The sequence below is a fragment of the Weissella cibaria KACC 11862 genome, from assembly GCF_000193635.1.
GTDB lineage: Bacteria > Bacillota > Bacilli > Lactobacillales > Lactobacillaceae > Weissella > Weissella cibaria.
Window position 1 is genome coordinate 18,179 of sequence record NZ_AEKT01000048.1, and the last position, 21,761, is coordinate 39,939.

Annotated in this window: 20 protein-coding genes; 15 read left to right on the top strand and 5 right to left on the bottom strand. The window is 44.6% G+C overall.

Annotation, left to right across the window (positions count from 1 at the left end):
• Positions 1–22 precede the first annotated feature (22 nt).
• The 11 genes from ESE_RS0109620 (at position 23) to accA (ending at position 14,376) form a co-directional block, all read left to right on the top strand.
• Positions 23–1,153 carry a THUMP domain-containing class I SAM-dependent RNA methyltransferase gene (locus ESE_RS0109620; protein ID WP_029237512.1) on the top strand — a complete coding sequence of 377 codons (1,131 nt, stop codon included), beginning with the start codon at positions 23–25 and terminating at the stop codon, positions 1,151–1,153.
• Positions 1,154–1,190: 37 nt separating this feature from the next.
• Positions 1,191–3,482, top strand: a complete 2,292-nt coding sequence (pcrA, locus tag ESE_RS0109625; protein WP_010374844.1) for a DNA helicase PcrA — start codon at positions 1,191–1,193, stop codon at positions 3,480–3,482.
• A 23-nt stretch (positions 3,483–3,505) separates the two neighbouring features.
• On the top strand, positions 3,506–5,542 hold the full coding sequence (gene ligA, locus ESE_RS0109630) for an NAD-dependent DNA ligase LigA (RefSeq protein WP_010374846.1): 2,037 nt from the start codon (positions 3,506–3,508) through the stop codon (positions 5,540–5,542).
• Positions 5,543–5,595: 53 nt separating this feature from the next.
• Positions 5,596–6,780 (top strand): CamS family sex pheromone protein, encoded by a 1,185-nt coding sequence (locus ESE_RS0109635; protein ID WP_010374847.1) that lies wholly within the window; start codon positions 5,596–5,598, stop codon positions 6,778–6,780.
• A 104-nt stretch (positions 6,781–6,884) separates the two neighbouring features.
• Positions 6,885–7,520, top strand: coding sequence for a YfbR-like 5'-deoxynucleotidase (locus tag ESE_RS0109640; RefSeq protein ID WP_010374849.1), 636 nt, complete (start codon positions 6,885–6,887; stop codon positions 7,518–7,520).
• Positions 7,521–7,640: 120 nt separating this feature from the next.
• Positions 7,641–8,789, top strand: coding sequence for a CAP domain-containing protein (locus ESE_RS0109645; protein ID WP_010374851.1), 1,149 nt, complete (start codon positions 7,641–7,643; stop codon positions 8,787–8,789).
• Positions 8,790–8,811: 22 nt separating this feature from the next.
• Entirely contained in the window at positions 8,812–10,824 is a 2,013-nt protein-coding gene (uvrB, locus tag ESE_RS0109650) for an excinuclease ABC subunit UvrB (RefSeq protein ID WP_010374853.1), read from the top strand.
• A gap of 80 nt (positions 10,825–10,904) precedes the next feature.
• Entirely contained in the window at positions 10,905–11,318 is a 414-nt protein-coding gene (locus ESE_RS0109655; protein WP_010374855.1) for an acetyl-CoA carboxylase biotin carboxyl carrier protein, read from the top strand.
• A 64-nt stretch (positions 11,319–11,382) separates the two neighbouring features.
• Positions 11,383–12,759, top strand: coding sequence for an acetyl-CoA carboxylase biotin carboxylase subunit (locus ESE_RS0109660; protein WP_010374857.1), 1,377 nt, complete (start codon positions 11,383–11,385; stop codon positions 12,757–12,759).
• The gene (locus ESE_RS12580; RefSeq protein ID WP_010374859.1) at positions 12,756–13,610 is read left to right on the top strand and encodes an acetyl-CoA carboxylase carboxyltransferase subunit beta; all 855 of its coding nucleotides are present in this window, start codon (positions 12,756–12,758) and stop codon (positions 13,608–13,610) included. Before ESE_RS0109660 ends, ESE_RS12580 begins: the two co-directional genes overlap by 4 nt.
• Positions 13,603–14,376: an acetyl-CoA carboxylase carboxyltransferase subunit alpha gene (gene accA / locus ESE_RS12585; RefSeq protein ID WP_010374861.1), complete on the top strand. Its 774-nt coding sequence runs from the start codon at positions 13,603–13,605 to the stop codon at positions 14,374–14,376. Before ESE_RS12580 ends, accA begins: the two co-directional genes overlap by 8 nt.
• A 42-nt stretch (positions 14,377–14,418) precedes the next feature.
• On the opposite strand, the gene ESE_RS0109675 is transcribed toward accA, so the two are convergent.
• The 4 genes from ESE_RS0109675 to ESE_RS0109690 all read right to left on the bottom strand — a co-directional run bounded on the left by ESE_RS0109675 (position 14,419) and on the right by ESE_RS0109690 (position 17,672).
• On the bottom strand, positions 14,419–15,879 hold the full coding sequence (locus tag ESE_RS0109675; RefSeq protein ID WP_010374863.1) for a peptide MFS transporter: 1,461 nt from the start codon (positions 15,877–15,879) through the stop codon (positions 14,419–14,421).
• 174 nt (positions 15,880–16,053) lie between these two features.
• The gene (locus ESE_RS0109680) at positions 16,054–16,821 is read right to left on the bottom strand and encodes a 6-phosphogluconolactonase (RefSeq protein ID WP_010374866.1); all 768 of its coding nucleotides are present in this window, start codon (positions 16,819–16,821) and stop codon (positions 16,054–16,056) included.
• 155 nt (positions 16,822–16,976) lie between these two features.
• Positions 16,977–17,246 (bottom strand): hypothetical protein, encoded by a 270-nt coding sequence (locus ESE_RS0109685; protein ID WP_010374867.1) that lies wholly within the window; start codon positions 17,244–17,246, stop codon positions 16,977–16,979.
• Positions 17,247–17,249: 3 nt separating this feature from the next.
• The gene (locus ESE_RS0109690; RefSeq protein WP_010374869.1) at positions 17,250–17,672 is read right to left on the bottom strand and encodes an HIT family protein; all 423 of its coding nucleotides are present in this window, start codon (positions 17,670–17,672) and stop codon (positions 17,250–17,252) included.
• A 122-nt stretch (positions 17,673–17,794) separates the two neighbouring features.
• On the opposite strand from ESE_RS0109690, the gene ESE_RS0109695 reads away from it, so the two are divergent.
• From ESE_RS0109695 to trmB, 3 genes are read left to right on the top strand one after another with little or no spacing between them, the layout of a single operon-like run.
• Positions 17,795–18,496, top strand: coding sequence for an ABC transporter ATP-binding protein (locus tag ESE_RS0109695; RefSeq protein WP_010374871.1), 702 nt, complete (start codon positions 17,795–17,797; stop codon positions 18,494–18,496).
• A complete protein-coding gene (locus tag ESE_RS0109700) occupies positions 18,496–19,605 on the top strand; it encodes an ABC transporter permease (RefSeq protein ID WP_010374873.1) in 1,110 nt (369 codons plus the stop codon). The genes ESE_RS0109695 and ESE_RS0109700 overlap by 1 nt, the downstream gene beginning before the upstream one ends.
• Complete coding sequence (gene trmB / locus ESE_RS0109705) at positions 19,589–20,251, top strand: tRNA (guanosine(46)-N7)-methyltransferase TrmB (RefSeq protein ID WP_010374874.1); 663 nt, start codon at positions 19,589–19,591, stop codon at positions 20,249–20,251. Before ESE_RS0109700 ends, trmB begins: the two co-directional genes overlap by 17 nt.
• 43 nt (positions 20,252–20,294) lie before the next feature.
• Here the strand turns inward: trmB and ESE_RS0109710 are convergent, their stop codons facing one another.
• Entirely contained in the window at positions 20,295–20,720 is a 426-nt protein-coding gene (locus tag ESE_RS0109710; protein ID WP_010374876.1) for a DUF2507 domain-containing protein, read from the bottom strand.
• A gap of 112 nt (positions 20,721–20,832) precedes the next feature.
• Here ESE_RS0109710 and ESE_RS0109715 point away from each other — a divergent pair, with 112 nt between their 5' ends.
• Positions 20,833–21,759 carry an ADP-ribosylglycohydrolase family protein gene (locus ESE_RS0109715; RefSeq protein ID WP_010374878.1) on the top strand — a complete coding sequence of 309 codons (927 nt, stop codon included), beginning with the start codon at positions 20,833–20,835 and terminating at the stop codon, positions 21,757–21,759.
• Positions 21,760–21,761 lie beyond the last annotated feature (2 nt).

A 21,761-nucleotide genomic window follows, 5' to 3' on the forward strand; every position in this document is an offset into this window, starting at 1 on the left:
CAAGAAAATGCAGGTGAAAAATATGCAAAATTTTAAATTGATGGCCACGATGGGCGCTGGACTTGAAGCGCTTGTTGCACGTGAATTAAAGGACATGGGCTACGCGACCCAAACCGAAAATGGACGTGTTTTCTTCCAAGGAACAATGGAAGACATCTATCGTACCAACCTTTGGTTACGTGTCGCTGATCGTATCAAGATCGTCGTAACAGAATTCGATGCCAAGACATTTGATCAACTATTTGAAAAAACAAAGGCTTTCCCTTGGGAATATTTGTTGCCGTATGATGCAGAATTCCCAGTAAATGGACGTTCTAAGAACTCAATCTTGCACTCAGTGCCAACGGTCCAAGCGATTACAAAGAAAGCCATTGTTAACCGTTTGACTGACGCCTATCACGCCCGCGGGTACTTACCTGAAACTGGTAACCGATTTGTGTTAGAAACGGCAGTTGATAAGGATCACGTCATGATCACTTTGGATACGACAGGGGATTCTTTGTTTAAGCGAGGTTACCGTACTGAAAAGGGTGGTGCACCACTTAAGGAAACTATGGCAGCTGCCTTGGTGAATTTAGCACACTGGTTCACTGATAACCCATTCGTTGATCCAACAACTGGGTCAGGAACGATTGCAATCGAAGCGGCTTTGATTGGGCGTAACATCGCGCCTGGACTGAACCGTGAATTTGATATCACATCATGGGACTGGTTTGATAAAAAAATCGGTGAAACTTTGAAAGCCCAAGCACGTCAGTTGATTGACTTCGAGGTCGAATTAGACATCACTGGTTATGATATTGACGAGAACATGATCGAAATCGCAAAGGCTAACGCCGAAGCGGCTGGTGTTGGCGATGATATTGTTTTCAAGCAATTAGCTGCTAAAGACTGGTCAACTGATAAGATTAACGGTGTTCTTGTGGCAAATCCACCATATGGAGAACGTTTGGGTGACGAAGACGCCGCCCGTCAGTTGTACAGTGAGATGGGGCACATCTACAACCACATGCCTACCTGGTCAAAGTACATTTTGACATCAGACGAAGGTTTCGAAGAAGCATTCGGTGCGAAGGCAACCAAGAAGCGTAAGTTGTATAACGGTGCCTTGAAGGTTGATTTGTACCAATACTGGGGTAAGAAGATTCGCTAATCGTGCGTCATGCACAATTTGAAAGGGGAGACAACACATGAGTTCACTACTTGATGGCATGAATGACAAACAGGCTGAGGCGGTTATGACAACGGAAGGTCCGTTGCTTATCATGGCCGGCGCCGGTTCTGGTAAGACACGCGTGTTGACTCACCGCGTCGCCCACCTAATTAAAGACTTAAACGTGATGCCTTGGCGTATTTTGGCCATTACATTTACAAACAAAGCGGCCCGTGAAATGAAAGAACGTATCGGTCAACTGGTTGACGCCGAAGATGCAGATGCGGTCTGGGTATCAACTTTCCACGCTTTAGCTGTGCGAATTTTGCGTCGTGATATCGACAAACTCGGCTATAAAAAAGATTTTTCAATCATCGATGCTGGTGCGCAACGAACACTTGTAAAGCGTATCCTAAAAGATTTGAACGTGGATATCGAAAAGTATGATCCCCGTTCAGTGCTAGGGGCTATTTCTAACGCAAAAAACGCCATGGAAAAGCCGGCTACCTATACTGAGAAAGCTAACGGGCCGTTCGAAGAAATTGTGGCGAAAGCTTACACTGAATATCAGCACCAACTTGCGATTGCACAATCTGTCGACTTTGATGATTTGATTATGTTAACGATTGAATTGTTGCATCAAGAGCCGGAAGTGCTTGAATTCTATCAAGAAAAATTCTTATACGTGCACGTCGATGAGTATCAGGACACCAACGACGCCCAATATGAATTAGTTACACTATTATCAGCAAAACACCGCAACCTGGCTGTTGTGGGAGACTCTGATCAGTCTATCTATGGTTGGCGTGGGGCTAACATGCAAATCATCTTGAATTTTAACAAAGATTACAAAGATGCTAAGACCGTTATGTTGGAGCAAAACTACCGTTCAACGCAAACCATTTTGGATGCTGCCAATGCGGTTATCGAACATAATAACGAACGCATCGCTAAGAATCTGTGGACTGACAATGGTATGGGCGACAAAATCACTTATTACCGTGGACAATCTGATAAAGATGAGGCGTTGTATGTTATCGCCCAAATTCGTGACGGTGTACAAAATCAGGAACGGAATTATCGCGACTTTGCCGTGTTATATCGTACGAATGCCCAGTCACGTGGTATTGAAGAAGCTTTGGTGAAGGCCAACATGCCTTATACGATGGTAGGTGGTTCAAAGTTCTATGAGCGTAAGGAAATCCGTGATGTTCTTGCCTATTTGGCTTTAGTGACCAATCCCGCTGATAATGAAAGCTTTTTGCGCGTGGTTAATGAGCCTAAACGCGGTATTGGTAACACCTCAATCGAAAAGTTACGTGCCTTTGCCTTACAGAATGATTGGCCATTATTAGATTCCGCCACGAATGCGGTGATGATTCCAGGATTAACAACTCGTGCCGCTAATCAACTGACGCAATTCGCTGAATTAATTAGCACGCTCCGCCAACAGACAACATTCGACCTAAGTATTACGGATTTGACACGTCAAATTTTGGATCGTACGGGCTATGAAGAACAATTCAAGGCCTCACCAACACCCGAAAACCAAGGTCGATTGGAAAACTTGGCAGAATTCCTATCAGTAACTGAAGAATTTGATAAGAAGTACGAACCAACGGAAGAAAGCATCTCTAAGTATGTGGACTTCTTAGGCGAATTGGCCCTTGTATCTGACCTTGATAGCGTGGACGAGGACACAGATAACCAAGTCACTTTGATGACGTTACACGCTGCTAAAGGATTGGAATTCCCTGTGGTCTTCTTGGTTGGGATGGAGGAAAACCTTTTCCCACTATCCCGCGCAGCTGCTGACGATGCCCAACTAGAGGAAGAACGTCGATTGGCATATGTTGGCATTACGCGTGCCAAAGAGAAGCTCTTTATCACTAACGCGTACTCTCGATTGCTGTATGGTCGGACGACAAGTAACATCCCATCACGATTCATCGATGAAATTAGCCCTGAGCTGATTATGCAGCCAGCCGGTCAACAATTGTCCGCTACTGCAAATCGTGATGGTGCATTACCATTTGCACGCCGAACGCAACAAGCGACGGCAACCACGTTTGCTGGTCGACAACGCCAAGCTGCACAAAGTGGCACGCCATTCCGAACTACTTCGACAGTCACGTCAGCAACACCTGGTACTGGCGCTGATAAAAAGGCCTGGACGATTGGTGATGCGGTTAGTCATAAAAAGTGGGGTGTCGGCCACGTTGTTAAAGTTTCAGGTACTGGTGAGGACCAAGAATTAGATATCGCTTTCCCTGATCAAGGGATTAAACGTTTGCTTGCTGCCTTCGCCCCAATTCAAAAGGTGGAGTAGCACTTGCAGGAGGTTATAGAACAATGGATAACTTTCAAGATATCGCAACGATGACTGTCATTGAAGCGAAAGCAGAAATTGACGCGCTACAGCAAGATTTGAAGCAATGGGCGCAAGAATATTACGAAAATGATGCGCCATCTGTTGAAGATGCCGTCTATGACCGTGAATACAATCGATTGGAAGCACTAGAAGCAGCCTATCCCGAGTTAGTCACACCAGATTCAATCACGCAACAAGTTGGCGGTAAGGCCACTAAATCTGACTTGCCAAAGGTAGTTCACGACATCCCAATGCTGTCACTAGGTGATGTCTTTTCATTGGATGAATTGTACGACTGGCTGGCCACAACGCAAAAATCATTTAACACGCCACTTAGCTACAATGCTGAGTTGAAAATTGATGGCCTTGCGATCAGTCTAGTTTATGAAAATGGTGAACTGATTCAAGCATCAACGCGAGGCGATGGTAACATCGGGGAAGATGTTACAGCAAATGTCCGCCAAATCAAACGGATTCCTAAACAACTAAACGAACCCATCTCAGTCGAAGTTCGTGGCGAAGTGTACATGCCGAAAGCAGCTTTTGTGACGTTAAATGAACAACGCGAACGAGACGGCCTGTCAACGTTTGCCAATCCACGTAACGCAGCGGCGGGCTCACTACGTCAATTAGATGTCAAGGTGACGAAGCAACGCCAACTGGATGCCTTTTTATATGCAGCAGTTGACGCCGAAAACACGCTTGGTGTCACGACGCAGGCTGACTTATTACAACGTTTAGCTGAGCTTGGGCTACCAGCTAACCCAACAAACGCAGTTGTTGCTTCTGAAGCGGACATCGCGGCCTACATTAATGATGAAACGGCCACCCGCGATGAGTTAGCTTATGGTATTGATGGCATTGTCATCAAAGTCAATTCGCTAGCTTATCATGAGGAGTTGGGCAACACTGTTAAAGTGCCACGTTGGGCAATTGCGTATAAGTTCCCGCCTGAAGAGGCTCACACAGTTGTACGTGACATTGAATGGACCGTTGGCCGAACAGGGGCGGTTACGCCAACAGCGGTGATGGATCCCGTCCAGTTAGCGGGGACAACCGTGGCGCGTGCTTCGTTACACAACCCAGATTATTTGAACAGTAAAGATATTCGAATTGGTGATACTGTGACTTTGCACAAAGCGGGGGACATTATTCCGGAAATTGGGCAAGTAATTTTGAGTCAACGTCCAACAGATAGTGAAGTCTATCAAATGCCTTTGGGCTGCCCAGCTTGTGGCCAAGAACTGGTACACATTGATGGTGAGGTGGCCTTGCGTTGCATTAATCCGTTCTGCCCTGCACAAGTTCAAGAGTCATTGACGCACTTTGCTTCTCGCGATGCAATGAATATTGACGGCCTTGGACCAAAGATCGTTGGACAGTTACTCTCACGTAATATGATTAGTCAGGTTTCTGATTTGTATCGCCTGACATTTGAACAATTGCTAACCTTGGACAAGTTTGGTGAAACGTCCGCTAACAATCTATTGCGTGCTATCGAAAATTCCAAGCAAAATTCAGTCGAACGCCTGTTATTCGGGTTAGGTATTCGTAACGTCGGGGCAAAAGCTGCTAAGACCATTGCTGCAAAATTCGTGACATTAGATGCCATCGCTCATGCTAGTGCAGACGATATCGCAGAATTACCGGGCATGGGCTTGATCATCGGCCACAGCATTGCGCAGTATTTCGATACTGAGCATGCGCAAGAATTAGTCGCTGATTTTGAGCAACTCGGTGTTAATACGCGTTACACGCAAGCTGTTGAAATCGCAACGGATACTGTCTTTTCTGATAAGAAAGTTGTTTTAACTGGTAAACTAGCGCTATTTAGCCGTTCAGAAGCAACCGCCTGGCTTGAATCCCAAGGGGCGACTGTCAGTGGTTCCGTATCTAAAAAAACAGATTTGTTAATTGCCGGTGCTGACGCTGGGTCAAAGTTAACCAAAGCACAAGAATTGGGCATAGAGATTTGGTCAGAAGCGCAATTGCGTGATAGTATGGATAACAACAACTAAAAATGAATATTTGTTGACGATAAGCACTATTTCGCCAACTAAAGGAGTAACACATGCGTGCATTAAAATGGATTGCCGGTATTCTCGGTGTTGTTGTGCTAGCAGCCGCGCTCGTGTTCTTTGGGAATTTCTTTTCAAAGAACTCATCAAACGTCGCGACAAAATCTAGCACAACGAAGTCTGCGAATTCTTCTTCAAAAAAAGGCATTCAAGTCACTGGTAAAACGGATGATTCATCATACAAAACTGTCATCAAAGACGGTAAGTATTTAACAAGTAAAGCCCGTGGAATTACGGCTGGCCAAGAATCAAACAACTTCAATATGGTCAGTTTTGAAAGTGGTCTCTTGGACTTTTCAAAGGAACACTTCAATACATCTAAGTACGTGTTCCAAGAGGGACAATATCTCTCAGCTACGACGGCGACAGAGTGGTTGGATCGTAAGGCGGCCGATAATCCAGATGGATTAAATCCAGAGGATAACGGTAAAACTGACGATTCACGAGCACCTTTCTACCTACAGACACTTGAAGAGCAAGACTTTATGACGCAAGATGGTAACGACTTGAAACTCGCTGGCATCGTTATTGGTATGGCAATGAATACGCAAGATGTCTACCAAAAGGAACAGTGGGGCGCGAACTTTACGCAAGACATTTCAAAGGCAGAACGCATTGCGCACGGTAAAGAAATGGCTGCAGAAGTTGTCAAGCGATACCGCGCCATGAGCGGAGTTGGCAATGATGTGCCAATTTATGTGGCAATGTACGCCCAAGCACCTGAGGATTCATTATCAGGTGGTAATTTCTATAGCTGGAGTGTTGCTAACTCGGGCGATACCTTGGGCAATTGGACTGACTTGGATCGTCAAACCGTTGTTTTGCCAATGCAAGATGGGACAACATCAGAAAAGTCCGTTGGTAGCGCTTTGAATACAAGCTTTAAGAACTTCACGGATAAACTCCAAGGGTTCTTCCCAAACTTGTCTTCAATCACTGGACAAGCTTCCTATGATGGCTCAAACTTGAAAGGGTTGAACGTCACTGTCTCAACGCAGTTCTATTCAGCAACAGAAATTGAAAGCTTTGCTAACTACATTGCTGAAACAGCACCAAGTTATCTACCAAATGGCGTACCTGTACAAATTCGTATGGAGGCCTCAACTGGTATGCAAGCCTACATTATCAAGGGTGCCAATGATAGTAAGTACACTGTTACAATCCTTGGTTCATACTAAAACGTTTAACCGACAATCCCGTAAAATGGATTGTCGGTTTTTACTTGCATTTTACTAAGAATACCCGTAGTATAGAAAAAATGAAATTTTGGGGGAGTAAGAATATGGGAATGCATCAATACCTATCTGGATTAAATGAATTGGAAATGATTACGCGTGCACCGGGTTACTTCAAGTACCAACCACATTCTGTTGCAGCCCATTCATGGAAAGTAACTGAAGCTGCGCAATTTTTGGGTGACATCGAGGAACAGGCTGGCAATGAAATTGATTGGCGTATGTTGTACGAGAAGGCCTTGAATCACGATATTACGGAGCGCTTCATTGGTGATATTCGAACACCAGTTAAATACGCATCTGCAACTTTACGTCAAATGTTAGCGGATGTTGAAGATTCATTATCAGACAACTTCGTCAAAACAGAAATCCCAACGGAGCTACAAGCGGTTTACAAACGTCGCCTTCACGAAGGTAAGGACGATACTTTGGAGGGACGTATTCTTTCCGTCGCCGACAAGGTTGATTTGTTGTACGAAGCATACGGCGAACTACAGAAGGGTAACCCTGAGCCTGTGTTCCTGGAAATTTACAAGGAAAGTCTCGCCACTATTTTCGCCTTCCGCGATATGCCAAGTGTGGCTTATTTCATCAAGGAGGTTTTGCCAGAGCTATTGGCGGAACAATTTCCTGGATCAGAACAGCTCCAACGTATCTACATCGGAATCTTCAACTCAAAATAGAGAATTTCCGGTATAATAATAGTAAGAGACAAAAAGCCACTGCATTCTCAGTGGCTTTTTGATTGTTTTACCAACCAGTGATAATTAACCGTAATCATTGGTGCTATGGAGAGAGAATCTATGAGAGTAAGTCGCACTTTATTCTTCAGCGCAGTCGTTGTTGCTGAACTTGCGGTTGGCCTGGCAAGTCAACCCACTGTGATTTCTGCTGCACCGGCAACGGCAGAAGAAATCAATAATAATTATCAAACTGTTCGATCGACGAAAGATTCGTTGGGACACAAAATTTTTGCGCAACAGCAAATTGTGGCAAAAGACAATGCGGATGTATACCGTATTTTGGCCAAAAAATCTGATGGGTCATTTCAACAAATCGCTTCTACAAACAATAAGCATGTACTGAAAAAGTTAACGCATTATCGGGCACTGCCGTACATTCAAAATACAGCAGCTCTGACACCGCAACAAGCGTCATTAAAGACCCACACAAAATTACTTTCATTTGTGGGCGGACAATTATCGAATAATTTGTCATTTAAAACACTGAAAACGCTAAAAACCACGTTGGTAACTGCTGATGCACAAGTATCGATTATGGCTCCCATCAAAAAGGGCCAGTGGACAACAACACTCTACTACCATATTAAAAGTGATGTTGGCGACGATGGCTATGTTAGTGCAAAAGCAGTTAAACAATTAACTGACCCCAATCAGGCAAGTAGCACGTCGACAAATAATACTGGCTTACCGTTTGATAAAAAGACGGCATTAAAGAAAATGACGGCTGAAATCAACGCATTGCGCCAAAAAAATGGCGAAAAAAAGGTGGTAGTCAATAATAAATTACAGAAAATCGCTCATTACCGCGCACAGCAGCAAGCCAAGATGGGAACGCTTGATAACCACATGGGCATGCAGACGGCCTTTGATCGCAATGGTGGTAACACTTGGTCGCTATCTGGGGAAAACCTTCAAATGGGGGACACAACTACATTTGGGACATCCGCAACTGATTTTGGCAAAAATACAGTTGCTAACTGGTACACTGATAACGGGGTTGCCAATTTTTCTCACCGCAAGCTGATGTTATCACCATACATGAACCAAATTGGGGTCGCTTTAAGTGAAAAAGACGGTAAAATCTTTATCGTAACGGAATTTGGTTCAACTAAAAATATTAATCAAACTGGAATCGATGCTTGGAATGATTATTTCAAATCAACCCGCGAGACAGGGACATTCAATCGACCAGCACATGATCTAAACTAACAATACGGAAGCGAGGGGCAATATGATAAATCGCGATGATAGTCATGAATATGAGGTCGTCTCAAAATATGAGCCAACCGGTGACCAGCCAACAGCGATCGATAAGCTAGTAACTGGTCTTAAAAACGGGGTAAAAGAGCAAATTTTGTTAGGTGCCACCGGAACCGGAAAAACGTTTACTATTTCGAATGTGATTGCCCAAGCTAATAAGCCCGTCCTCGTCTTATCACACAATAAGACGCTAGCTGGGCAGTTATACGGCGAGTTTAAAGAGTTTTTCCCCAACAACGCGGTTGAGTACTTCGTCTCTTACTATGACTACTATCAGCCCGAGGCATACGTACCATCATCTGATACGTATATTGAAAAAGACTCTTCAATCAACGATGAAATCGATAAGTTGCGTAATTCTGCGACGGCTTCCTTACTCGCTCGAAACGACACGATCGTTGTGGCATCAGTCTCGTCTATTTTTGGATTAGGTAGTCCTGAACAGTATAATGACCACGTTATCAACGTCCGTGTGGGTGACGTGATTGAACGAAACGACCTCATGCGTCGCCTAGTTGATATTCAATTCCAACGTAATGATATTGACTTCCAACGTGGTCGTTTCCGCGCTCGTGGTGATGTTTTGGAAGTCTTTCCGGCATCATCTGATGCGAAGGCTTTGCGCATTGAATTCTTTGGCGATGAGGTTGACCGAATTCGTGAAGTTGATTCCCTTACTGGGGAAGTAACGGCTGACCTAGATTTGGCCACTATTTTCCCAGCTACTCACTTTATGACCAATGATGCCATTCGTGATCGGGCGCTAAAGACAATCCAAGCGGAATTAGATGCCCAGCTAAAAGTCTTTGAAGAGGAAGGTAAGTTGTTAGAAGCGCAACGCCTGAAGCAACGTACTGAATATGATATTGAGATGATTCGCGAAATGGGCTTCACCAGCGGTATCGAAAATTATTCACGCCACATGGATGGGCGGGCACCGGGGGAACCGCCATTCACGTTACTCGACTTTTTCCCAGATGATTTCTTGATTGTTGTGGATGAGTCTCACGTGACCATGCCCCAAGTACGTGGTATGTATAAGGGTGACCGTGCCCGTAAGGAAACTTTGATTGACTTTGGTTTCCGACTACCATCGGCTTTGGATAATCGACCACTACGTTTAGAAGAATTTGAAGAACACGTTAATCAAATTATCTACATGTCAGCGACACCTGGTGATTATGAAGAAGCACGGGTTAGTCATGATGATGTTGCGCAACAAATCATTCGTCCAACAGGACTGCTTGATCCGGAAATTGAAGTTCGGCCAGTTATGGGACAAATTGATGACTTGTTGGGTGAAATTAACGAGCGCACTGCCAAAGATGAACGTGTGTTCGTAACGACGCTTACCAAAAAAATGGCTGAGGATTTAACCGATTATCTTGAAGATGTCGGGGTTAAGGTTAAGTACTTGCACTCTGATATTAAAACGCTTGAGCGTACTGAGATTATTCGTGATTTACGACTCGGTAAATTTGATGTTTTAGTAGGTATTAACTTGCTTCGTGAAGGGATTGACGTACCGGAAGTGTCTCTGGTTGCGATTTTAGATGCCGACAAGGAAGGCTTCTTACGTAATACTCGCTCACTAATTCAAACGATTGGTCGTGCGGCCCGTAATGAAAACGGTCACGTTATTATGTACGCCGATAACATAACCGGGTCAATGCAAGCCGCGATGGAAGAAACCGCCCGACGCCGTACGATCCAAATGTCGTACAATCAAGAGCACGATATTACACCTCATACCATCAAAAAAGAAATTCGTGGCCTTATTGCCGTTAGTCATGATACGACGGAGACCAACGAGTCAACTAGCTTTACTGAAGTTGCCTTTAAGGACATGGCTCGTCCAGATCAAGAAGCAATGATCGCTAATTTGGAAGACCAAATGCGCGCAGCTGCCAAGCGATTGGACTTTGAAGAGGCCGCCAGCTTACGCGATGCTGTCATGGAACTTAAACTACAACTTGGTGTCTGACGGCATTGCACACTATGTTATAATGATTATTGGTATTTCTGTTGTAAATACAGAAAAATATAGATTGCTAGGGGATTATCATGGATTTTAGTCTAGCTGATATTCAGGCGTTAATGCGTGATTTCGAGAATAGTTCATTGCGTGAATTCAAACTCGATACAGATGACACCCATTTATACTTGAACAAAAATGAAGCACAAACGACACCCGTGTATCAAGCAACAACGGTTGATACACCAGTTACTGTTGATGAAACACTAACAATCACGGCCCCATTGGTTGGGACATTGTATTTAGCCTCGAAACCTGGTGTTGCAAACTTCAAGCAAGTGGGTGATCCAGTTTCGATTGGTGAAACAGTGGCAATTATCGAATCGATGAAGTTAATGACTGAGGTACACAGTGAGGTAGCCGGGACTATTGTGGCTATTAACGCTGAAAATGAAGCGGTCGTTGGTTATGACGACGTTTTGTTTACTGTACAACCGAATTAATTCATGAGAAAGAGAGGCCGGAACGTTGTTCCAGCCTCTTTTACGTTAATGGAGTTTAAAAATAATGTACAAAAAAGTATTAGTTGCTAATCGTGGTGAAATTGCAGTCCGTATCATTCGGGCTTTGCATGAGTTGAATATCAAAGCAGTGGCAATTTATAGCACTGCAGACAAAGAAGCTTTGCACGTACAACTAGCCGATGAGGCAATTGGCGTTGGCGGACCTAAGCCGCAGGATTCGTACTTAAACCGGCAAAACATTGTCAGTGCGGCCTTATTGACCGGTGCTGAAGCCGTCCACCCAGGCTATGGCTTCTTATCTGAAAATGCCATGTTTGTGAACATGTTACATGACGTTGGCATTGATTTTATCGGGCCTCGAGCTGAGACCATCGACTTGATGGGGGATAAAGCGGCGGCACGAGAAACCATGCGGGCGGCGGGCATTCCCGTCATACCGGGAAGCATCGGTACATTAGCAACGAGTCAAGAAGCTGCTGAAATTAGTGCTGAAATTGGTTATCCAGTCATGCTTAAAGCAGCCGCTGGTGGTGGTGGTAAAGGTATGCGTTTCATTCCCGACGCCACAACTTTAGTTGAACAATTCGATCGCGCCCAAGCTGAAGCAGTACGTGCTTTTGGATCCGGTGAGATGTATGTTGAAAAAGTGATGACAGACGTTCGCCACATCGAAGTTCAAATCATGCGCGATGCAACGGGACAGACCGTTTATTTTCCGGAACGTGATTGCTCTATTCAACGTAATCACCAAAAAATGATTGAAATGTCTCCTGCAGTTGGTATCACAAGTGAGATTCGCGAAAATCTAGGCCAACTGGCAGTAAAGGCCGCGAACGCTTTAAACTACGTTAATACCGGCACCTTTGAATTTCTTGCTGACCGGGATAATCATTTTTATTTTATGGAAATGAATACCCGTATCCAGGTTGAGCATCCAGTCACCGAAGCCGTGACAGGGTTAGACCTCGTCAAGATGCAAATTCTTGTGGCTGCAGGTGAACCATTGCCCGTTGCCCAACAGGATATCCAGGTTAAACAGCACGCAGTGGAAGTCCGGTTAAATGCTGAAAACCCACACAAAAACTTTCAACCGAGCGCTGGACAAATTTCATTTAGTTATTTACCGTTTGGTGGCCCTGGTGTGCGTTTTGATTCGGCTATCTATACTGGCGAAGAAATCGCGCCCTATTATGATTCAATGATTGGTAAAGTGATTGTATCTGCCAATAGTCGTGACGAAGTCTTCACAAAGTTATCTCGTACGTTGGACGAGGTGGTCATTCACGGTATTGATACTAATCTCTCAATTCAACGGGATTTGGTACATAACCAGGCCGTACAGCAAGGTATCATCCCAATTGATTTTGTCGAAACGACATTTTTGCCGGCTTGGTCAGTAGAGGAGATTCAGGAACCATGACGCAATTATTTGAAAATAACCCGGATAAGTTTAAACACACAGCACCCGCGGATGCCCGGACTCGTGGCCAGAAGGGTGACTGGGTAACTTGTGCTTTTTGTGGAGCACAACAGTACAAAGAGGAACTTGGTGAGTTCTTGGTATGCGGTGTTTGTGGCTATGGGTTCCGCTTAGGCGCGGCCCAACGCGCCAACATGATGACCGACAGTTTTACTGAATGGCACGCTGATATCGAAATGACAACACCTGATTTCACTGGCTATGCCGAAAAGTTAACGCGCGCTCAGGCTGCGACTGGCCTAAAAGAGGCTGTTTTGACTGGTGAAGCTGTCATTGAACACCAACGGACTGCGCTGGCCATTATGGACGCTGGGTTCATGATGGGGTCATTAGGTGCTAAAACTGGTGCAAAGTTAGTGGCCCTATTTGATGATGCGACAGCAAACGACTTGCCAGTTATCCTTTTTTCTGCATCTGGCGGTGCGCGTATGCAGGAAGGCATTCGAAGCCTGATGCAATTAGCAAACGTTTCTGCGGCGATTGCACGACATCGCGAAGCTGGTTTGGTATACATTGTTGTCTTAACTGATCCAACCATGGGTGGGGTCACAGCTTCCTTTGCTATGCAAGGTGACATCATCTTGTCTGAGCCGCATGCCTTAGTCGGGTTTGCTGGTCGCCGAGTTATCGAACAAACAATCCATGAGACACTGCCCAAGGATTTCCAACGCGCTGAACATATGCAAGCCAGCGGCTTCATTGATGCGATTGTTGCGCGACCTGAGTTGCAACATTACCTTGGTCAGCTCTTGCGCGTACACCAAGCACCCAAGGAGGATGCTCATGTCTGAAAAAACGCCGATTGACATTGTTCGGGCTTCCCGTGAAGACCGTTTTCTGGCTCGTGATATCATTGCTGGCTTGATAACGGATTTTCAAGAATTACATGGTGACCGCGCCCAAGGTGATGACCCAGCAATCATTGGCGGCGTTGGGTTACTGGGTGAACAACCAGTTACAGTTATTGCCATCAATCGTGGGGCTGAAATCGCTGAGAAATTACAAACGCGTAACGGATCACCTGAAGCGAGTGGTTATCGAAAAGCGTTGCGCTTGATGCAACAAGCCGATCGATTCAACCGGCCAATCATCACCTTTATCAATACGCCGGGGGCTTTCCCTGGCAAGACTGCTGAAGAAGGCGGGGTTGGTCAAGCAATTGCCGAGAGTATCTTACAAAGCATGTCTTTTAAGGTGCCAATGATTGCTGTTATTTACGGAGAAGGCGGGTCAGGTGGAGCGCTAGCACTAGCGACGTCTAACCGCGTGTGGATGTTTGAACACGCCATCTACGCCATGCTGTCGCCAGAAGGTTTTGCATCGATTTTGTTTAAAGACGCCAAAAGAGCGGATGAAGCCGCCGCATTACTGGGGTTAACCCCACAGGAACTGTTAACAGCTCACGTTGTGGATCGCGTTATTCCAGAAATGGATAATCATACTGCCTTTTACGAACAACTTCGATTAGATTTAAAAAATGAAATAGCCGACTTACAAAAACTATCAACAACAGAACTGATTGCACAACGTCAACAACGCTTTGCACAATTTTCATAAATAAAAAGGACCTCAAATGAGGTCCTTTTTATTTATAATTTATTACTCCGACAGACCGATTTGAAGTGCCTTAATCCGCTTAGAAGCAATCCAAAGCAAGAAACCAGCCACAATCGTAATACCACCAATAATCAAGAAGTAATTAATTTCTGTTGATTTTGAGTACAACTGAACTAACTGGGCATTCGCAGCTTGCGCGGTTGCATCAGATAGATTCCAAACAGTTAGCATTTGTGCCTGGAATGCCACTGGCGCCATCTTTGCTGACGCTGATAGGCCAACTGGCGAGATGAGCATTTCACCAACTTCAACCAAGGCCCACGAGGCAATCAACCACAGTGCGTTGAAGTGGTGGTTAACGCCGTACAGCATGCCTGGAAAGGCCATCCAAACAAATGATAGCCCAGCAAAAACAAGCCCTAGTGAGAATTTAACGCCCGTTGATGGTTGCTTATCACGTAGCTTTTTAGACCATAGCCACACAAAGAATGGTGTAAACAACATAATGAACAAGGGATTTAATGACTGGAACCAAGATGCTGGTGCACCGTGCAAGGCCGTTTGATCAGATGCAAACAATGCCAAGACAACAGATCCTTGTTCTTCGATTGACCAGAAGAGCATCGCGGCAATAAAGAGGGGAATGTATGCCCAAACGCGCTTGCGCTCCGCTTTGGTCGTCTTATCAGAAGTTAACATCACCACAAAGTAAATAACTGGCACCAAAATTGCCACGAACGTCAGCAAATTGATAACGTTGTTAATATTTAATGCCTGCATCATAGCCATCGCGCCAATGATTACAGCGAATACGACGATAATTCCAACAATTTTACAAATCAACGGCATGATTTCTTCTGGTTGCAAAGGAGAAGGGGCTTGGTGCGCTGTGTCCTTCAAATGTTTGCGTCCATCAAGGCTGTATTGGATAAGGCCGAAAAACATCCCAATCGCTGCTAATGAGAACGCAACGTGAAAATTAACATGCACTTGGAACCAACCAACCAAAAGTGGCGCGACAAACGCACCCAGATTGATACCAAACACATAGATAGAAAAGCCGGCATCACGACGCTCATCCCCAGGCTGATACAAGTTACCAACCATCGTGGCCACGTTCGGCTTCAATAGACCCGTTCCTAAAATAATTAAAGCAATTGATAGAAATAATCCCAGCTTAGCTAATGGAATCGCCAAGGAAATGTGCCCGAACATAATCAAGACACCACCGTAGAAAACCGTGCGCCAAGGCCCAAGTACTCGGTCAGACAAATAACCACCAATAATACCTGACAAATAAACCAATGATCCATAAATTGACATAATGGCAGCACCAGTTGCTTGACCAAAACCTAGGCCGCCTTTATCAACTGCATAAATCATGTAAAATAGCAAAATGGCACGCATACCATAATATGAAAAACGCTCCCACATTTCGGTGAAGAACAAGGTCATCAGGCCTCGAGGTTGGCCGAAGAAGGAGGTATCACGTTTCTGTTCCATCAGAAAAAACCTCACTCTTAACAGTTACTCATTGTACTGAATTAATATTCGTAAATTTGACAATGCACTTATTTTACGCCGATTTTTCATAGAATGCAATTTTTCTTAATATATCTCACATTAAACAGAAAAAAGCGCCTTTGTTAACTGACAAAGACGCTTTTAATATTCTCATTATGACATCACTGCATTCGCTGGCGTAACCGTGGCTGCTGGCATTGGCAAAATTTCTGATGCGGCTTCACGATCCAAAAGCAACGTGAAGTTGGGGTGAGTTTGCAAGATAGACGCTGGGACGTCTTCACTGATTGGGCCAAAGAAAGCTTCCTTGATAATATTCGCCTTCTTCTTGCCAAACGCGATCATCACGATTTCCTTGGCGCTCATGATTGTCTTAGGTCCCATTGACACGTAACCGGCAGGAACTTTCTCTTCAGAACCAACAGAATGAACCAATGCGGCGTAAACTTGATCATTTGCTTCAGAAGGAATATAACGTGTCCCGTCTTCAAACTTGGTCACACCAGGCAGGTTACCTGCGTAACGACCATCTGACCCAATACCGAGAAGCATAAAGTCCAACCCGTTTGCTTGTGCCAAACGCTCATCCAAGGTATCCCAGTTTGACAAATCCAAACGGTGGTACAAGTAAGCGGGCATTTCCGCTGGATTCAAAAAGTACTTACGTAACGTTGAAGTTGTCATACCTTCTTCTGAATCTTCTTGTGGCACTTCATCAAAGTTCCACAAGTGAAGCTTAGGCATGTTGGGATCGTGAATACGTTCCGTAAACTTTTCCAAGCATTGCTCGTAAGAAGCGACAGGTGAGGTACCAGCCGTCAAGGCAATGTTACGTACCTTTGGATCATAAATTTTTTGTAGTAGGATGTGAGACGTTTCGTTTGTTACATCTTGCTTTGTATCAACAATTTCAATTCGCATATTTATTCTTTCTCCTGACTTTTGTTTCACTTAACACTTACAAGTGTAGTGGGAGAATTTGACTAATTTTTGAAGGGTACGCAAAGAATATTAGTGAGTGGTCTAGTATTGGTCCAAGCAAAAAGCGCTATCGACCATCGATAACGCTTTCACCATTATTTCTTCTTTTTAAGCGAGGCTAGTTCTGTCTGAATGCGAGCTTGTGCTTCTGCAATTCGGTCCAAACGAGGTTGGTTCTTAAAATTCATTTTTTCTACTTGAATTTGTAAGTCTTTTGCAAAGGCTTGGACCTCAGGTACAGCCTGTTGCACATTCGCCACAGCTTCCTTTAGTTGCTTCGTACCAGCAGTTGTTCGCTTAACGGCCGCAACCCAGGTCATGACGTGTTGCTTTTGTGTTTCAAAAAAAGCTTTTGCTTGATCCATAGGTTAGTCCTCCATGTGACTTGCAATTCGGTCAGCCAATGCACGATAGTCGTCTTCTGTCGTTGTTTCACTGTGGTCAGGCATTGGCACATCAAAAGTATCGTCTGCGTAACGCGGAATTAAATGGAAGTGGGAGTGGAACACTGACTGGCCTGCGGCTTCACCATTATTTGACAAAATATTCAGTCCAATAATTTTGTCATCGCTGGCCTTAATTGCACGGGCAATTTTAGGTAGCTTTGACAAAACACGCGCCGCTAACTCTTCATCGTATTCAAAAATATCTGCGACGTGTGTCTTTGGCACCATCAAAGTATGACCAGGCGTAACTTGACTCAAATCTAAAAATGCCAACACATCATCATCTTCATATACCTTATAAGCGGGGATATCGCCCGCGATAATCATATCAAATACATCTGCCATGAGAATGCCTCCAAGTTTTATATATTACTTCTATTATAACGTGCTTTGCGCTGTGTGTCCGGGCGTAAATATTAGGGATTATTTGGTAAAATAGAAATAGACGAAAAAACGGAAGTGAAAATATGACATTATCAGTTAAAAATCTTTCGGGTGGTTATGGTCAATTGGCTGTACTACACGATATTTCATTCGATATTCAGGCCGGCGAATTACTAGCGTTGGTTGGATTGAACGGTTCAGGAAAGTCGACGACCATTAATCACATCATTGGTTTATTGGCGCCCAAGCAAGGGCAGATTACCCTAAATGGGGTAACGCTCCAAGCTGATCCCGTCAACTATAAATCTCAAATTGCCTACATTCCAGAACAACCAGTTTTGTACGACGAATTAACACTTCGTGAGCACCTCGCATTAACGATTGATGTATATGGATTAAATGAAGAAACTGCTTGGCAACGTGCAACAAGTCTCTTGCACACGTTCCGCCTGGATAACAAGCTGGACTGGTTTCCAACCCATTTCTCGAAGGGTATGCGACAAAAAGTAATGATTGTCATGGCTTTTATCACGGATGCCCCATTTTTTATTATTGACGAACCATTTCTGGGGCTTGATGTGATTGCCGTTAACGATTTGTTGACCCTAATTGACGCGCGCAAAGCGACCGGTACGAGCTTCTTGCTAACAACGCACGTGTTAACGACCATTGAAAACCACGCTGATCAATTCATTTATTTGCGTGATGGGCAGGTTGCCGCGCAGGGAGCCGCGCAAGACTTCGCAACATTAGTGCCGGATATGCAACCCAACGAGGTAAACTGATGGATAAGCGGCACTTATTTCAACAACGATGGACACAACAATGGCGTCTCTTCAGTAAGTACTTACGATACGTGTTTAACGACCACGCTGTCTTGGCGTTATTTTTCTTATTAGGTGCAGCTGGCCTTGCATACCGCAACCTTTGGCAACATGCGCCGATTACGCTGGGAACAAAAGCCTTGCTGTTAATTATCCTAGTCATCACTTTGGTCATCTTCAAAACACCGGCTAATTTTTTAAAACCGGCTGATCCTGTGTTCTTAATGGGTGATGAAACCGCGTTGCGACGTTTGTTCAGAACAGCTACGCTATACAGTGCAGTCATTAACGGTGTGATGCAATTTATCATGACACTTCTTTTGTGGCCGATGATGTTTCGCCTGCTGACGCCGTACTTGAGTGTGGTCATTTTAGTAACACTTGTCCTGGTGATAACTAAAATCATCCTGACAATCACCGCAGCTAAACGTATCGCAATGTATCGACAAGCCGAAGCAGGTGACATGATTGATTGGCGTGCATTAATTGCGAATGAGGAAAAAAGGCAGAATAGCATCCTAGCTTTTTTCAACTTATTTATTGATGTACCCGGTCAGCGACCAAGTATCAAGCGACATCGTTGGGCGGATCGATTCATTCACAATTGGCCTGGTCATCGACAGAATCCACTCGTTAAACTAATGGTGACAACTTTCGTTCGGCAGAGCCAATTTGCAGGGGTCTGGGTGCGCTTAACTGCCATCGGTATCGTAGCCGGTCTGGTTACGACAGGGTGGCTACAAACAGCTCTCTACGCGATTTTAATGTACTTGATTGTGTTGCAGGTATTACCTTTAGTCGCGAGCCATCAACAACTCGTTTTTGACCATTTATTCCCTGTTACAATTGGCCAACGTCAGCAAGCGTTCCGCTTTGCCATAACACCTTGGTTAGTCTTAACCATTATGATTTGGTCGCTGGTGGGATTCGCAACGACGCCTTCTGTCACACTTCTATTACAAAATGTCATAGGACTTGTCGTAGTAGGCGGTATTTTGGTATTCTGGTATACGAATCGCAGAATTGCAAACACGTTTAGAAGGAGAAATTCACGTGCGTTTACGAAATAAAAAGTGGACAAGCCCTTGGTTGGCAGAACACACGGACTTAGTTATTACTCAGGACCGTGCAACCGGCCTACAAGGCAACTGGCAAAGCATCTTCGAAAAGGTGCAACCATTGCACGTCGAGATTGGGACTGGTAAGGGACAATTTATTATTGGCATGGCCAAGAAATACCCTGAAATTAACTTTATCGGCATGGAGATTCAAGAGGGGGCGGTTGCAGTCGCCGCACGTAAGGCCGATGAAGACCCAGCTGACTTACCTAATTTGAAATTCATTTATGGTGATGGTGCTGGCGTTGAGACGTACTTTACAAAGGGTGAAGTATCTAAACTCTTCTTGAACTTTTCTGATCCATGGCCAAAGAGTCGTCACGAGACACGTCGTTTGACGTACAAGTCATTTTTGGCCGGTTACCAAGCGGTATTGCCAGCGGGTGGAGAACTAGAGTTTAAAACCGACAACCGTGGCCTGTTTGAGTATTCATTGTATTCATTCGCTGACTACGGCATGGTCTTCTACAAGGACGGCATTTCACTGAACTTGCACGAGGACGAGGAAAAAATGCAGGATAACGTTGAGACAGAGTACGAGCAAAAGTTCGCTTCTCAAGGATTCCCAATTTACAAATTTACTGGTTCTTTCAAGTAATACAAAAAAGACGACTAATCAACATGATTAGTCGTCTTTTTTGTTAGGGTTGCAATGTGCCGGGATTTTCCGTCATTACCGTAATCACAACGGTCTGCTTATTTGCTTCCCATTGTGCCTCGGCACCTGTGCCAAGCTGTTGCTGCGTTTGTTGGGCTAGAAAACCTGCTTCCAACGCGAAACTTGCATGATTATTTTCATCAAAGCGGGCACTGACCACAGGGCCATCTAACCGCCATACTTGTTCCGTTGGTTTCTTTGACGTCAAGGTTAAGAATCCAAAACCAGCATCCATGAAAAACGTTTCGAGTGCCATGACACCTGTTAAGTCAACATCACGGGCAAGGGCCTTACCAGCCCAATAAATAATTTCTGATTCATCATCTTGCAACAATTCTGGTAGCAAGCGGTCACGCAATAGCGTTAATGCGAATAAATTCATTTCTGTCGTTTGTCCTGATTCCGACATAACGCACTCCTTTTATTACAGTTTCATAAACTAATTATAGTGTATTCTAGCCATATTTGCCAATAATTTACATTAGTGTTACAATAAAATTCTTGAAAGGATGGATTGTGGCATGACTTTACCTGATAATCCGTTAATAAATAGCACGTTGGGATTAATCAATGGTGACCTTTTTGCACAAAAAATCATCATGGGCGACAGTTCACAATGGAGTAGCGATTCATCGCTAACGTTAGCAACTATCGATAGCTTATCTAACGGCTACATTTTAACCGACATCATGACCCAGTTTACATACTGGTATACAACTGGTGCTTATACAGCGGATGGCGCACCCCAGCATGCTGGCGACGTGACCCGTATGGCCATTGAAAATTTCCGTCAAACCCAAGATCCATTTACGTCGGGTGGGCGAGATGAGAGTGATAACGCGAATGGTGCATTACTTCGAATTACGCCCGTCGTGTTATACCTACAAGCAACGTACGGGGAAGATTTCATTAAAGATGACCCTGCTATGTTAACGTTGCATCAAGTGGGTGGCTTGACACACAACCACCCACGTTCATTAATTGCGATTGGCTTATACGCCATGTTACTAAACGGCTTATTGAGTGGTATGAGTTTACCAGCGGCCTTTGACTTCGCAATTAGTAATTCATATGAATATTACGCAAAACATGCGGTCTTCGCTGATGAGTTGGTCGCTTTTGAAGCATTAAATACACCTGATTTTGAAAATATGCCAATCGAATCTTTGCATGCATCAGGTTATGTCGTCGACACGTTAGCTGCGACGATATGGGTGTTATTAAACAGCCAAAACTACGAGGACGCGTTAACGCTCGCTGCCGGCTTACCGGGTGAACCAACCCGAATTATGCCATTAGTTGGTGCAGTTGCCGGCTTGATGTATCGTCAAGCGCAATTGCCGACAACATGGCTCAACGCACATGAATTAACGATTGTCACGCGAGTGCTTGAAAAAGCAGAGCAAAGCGGTCGCTTTGCTTGCCCCGACACGCACCCAGTCGAATAGGT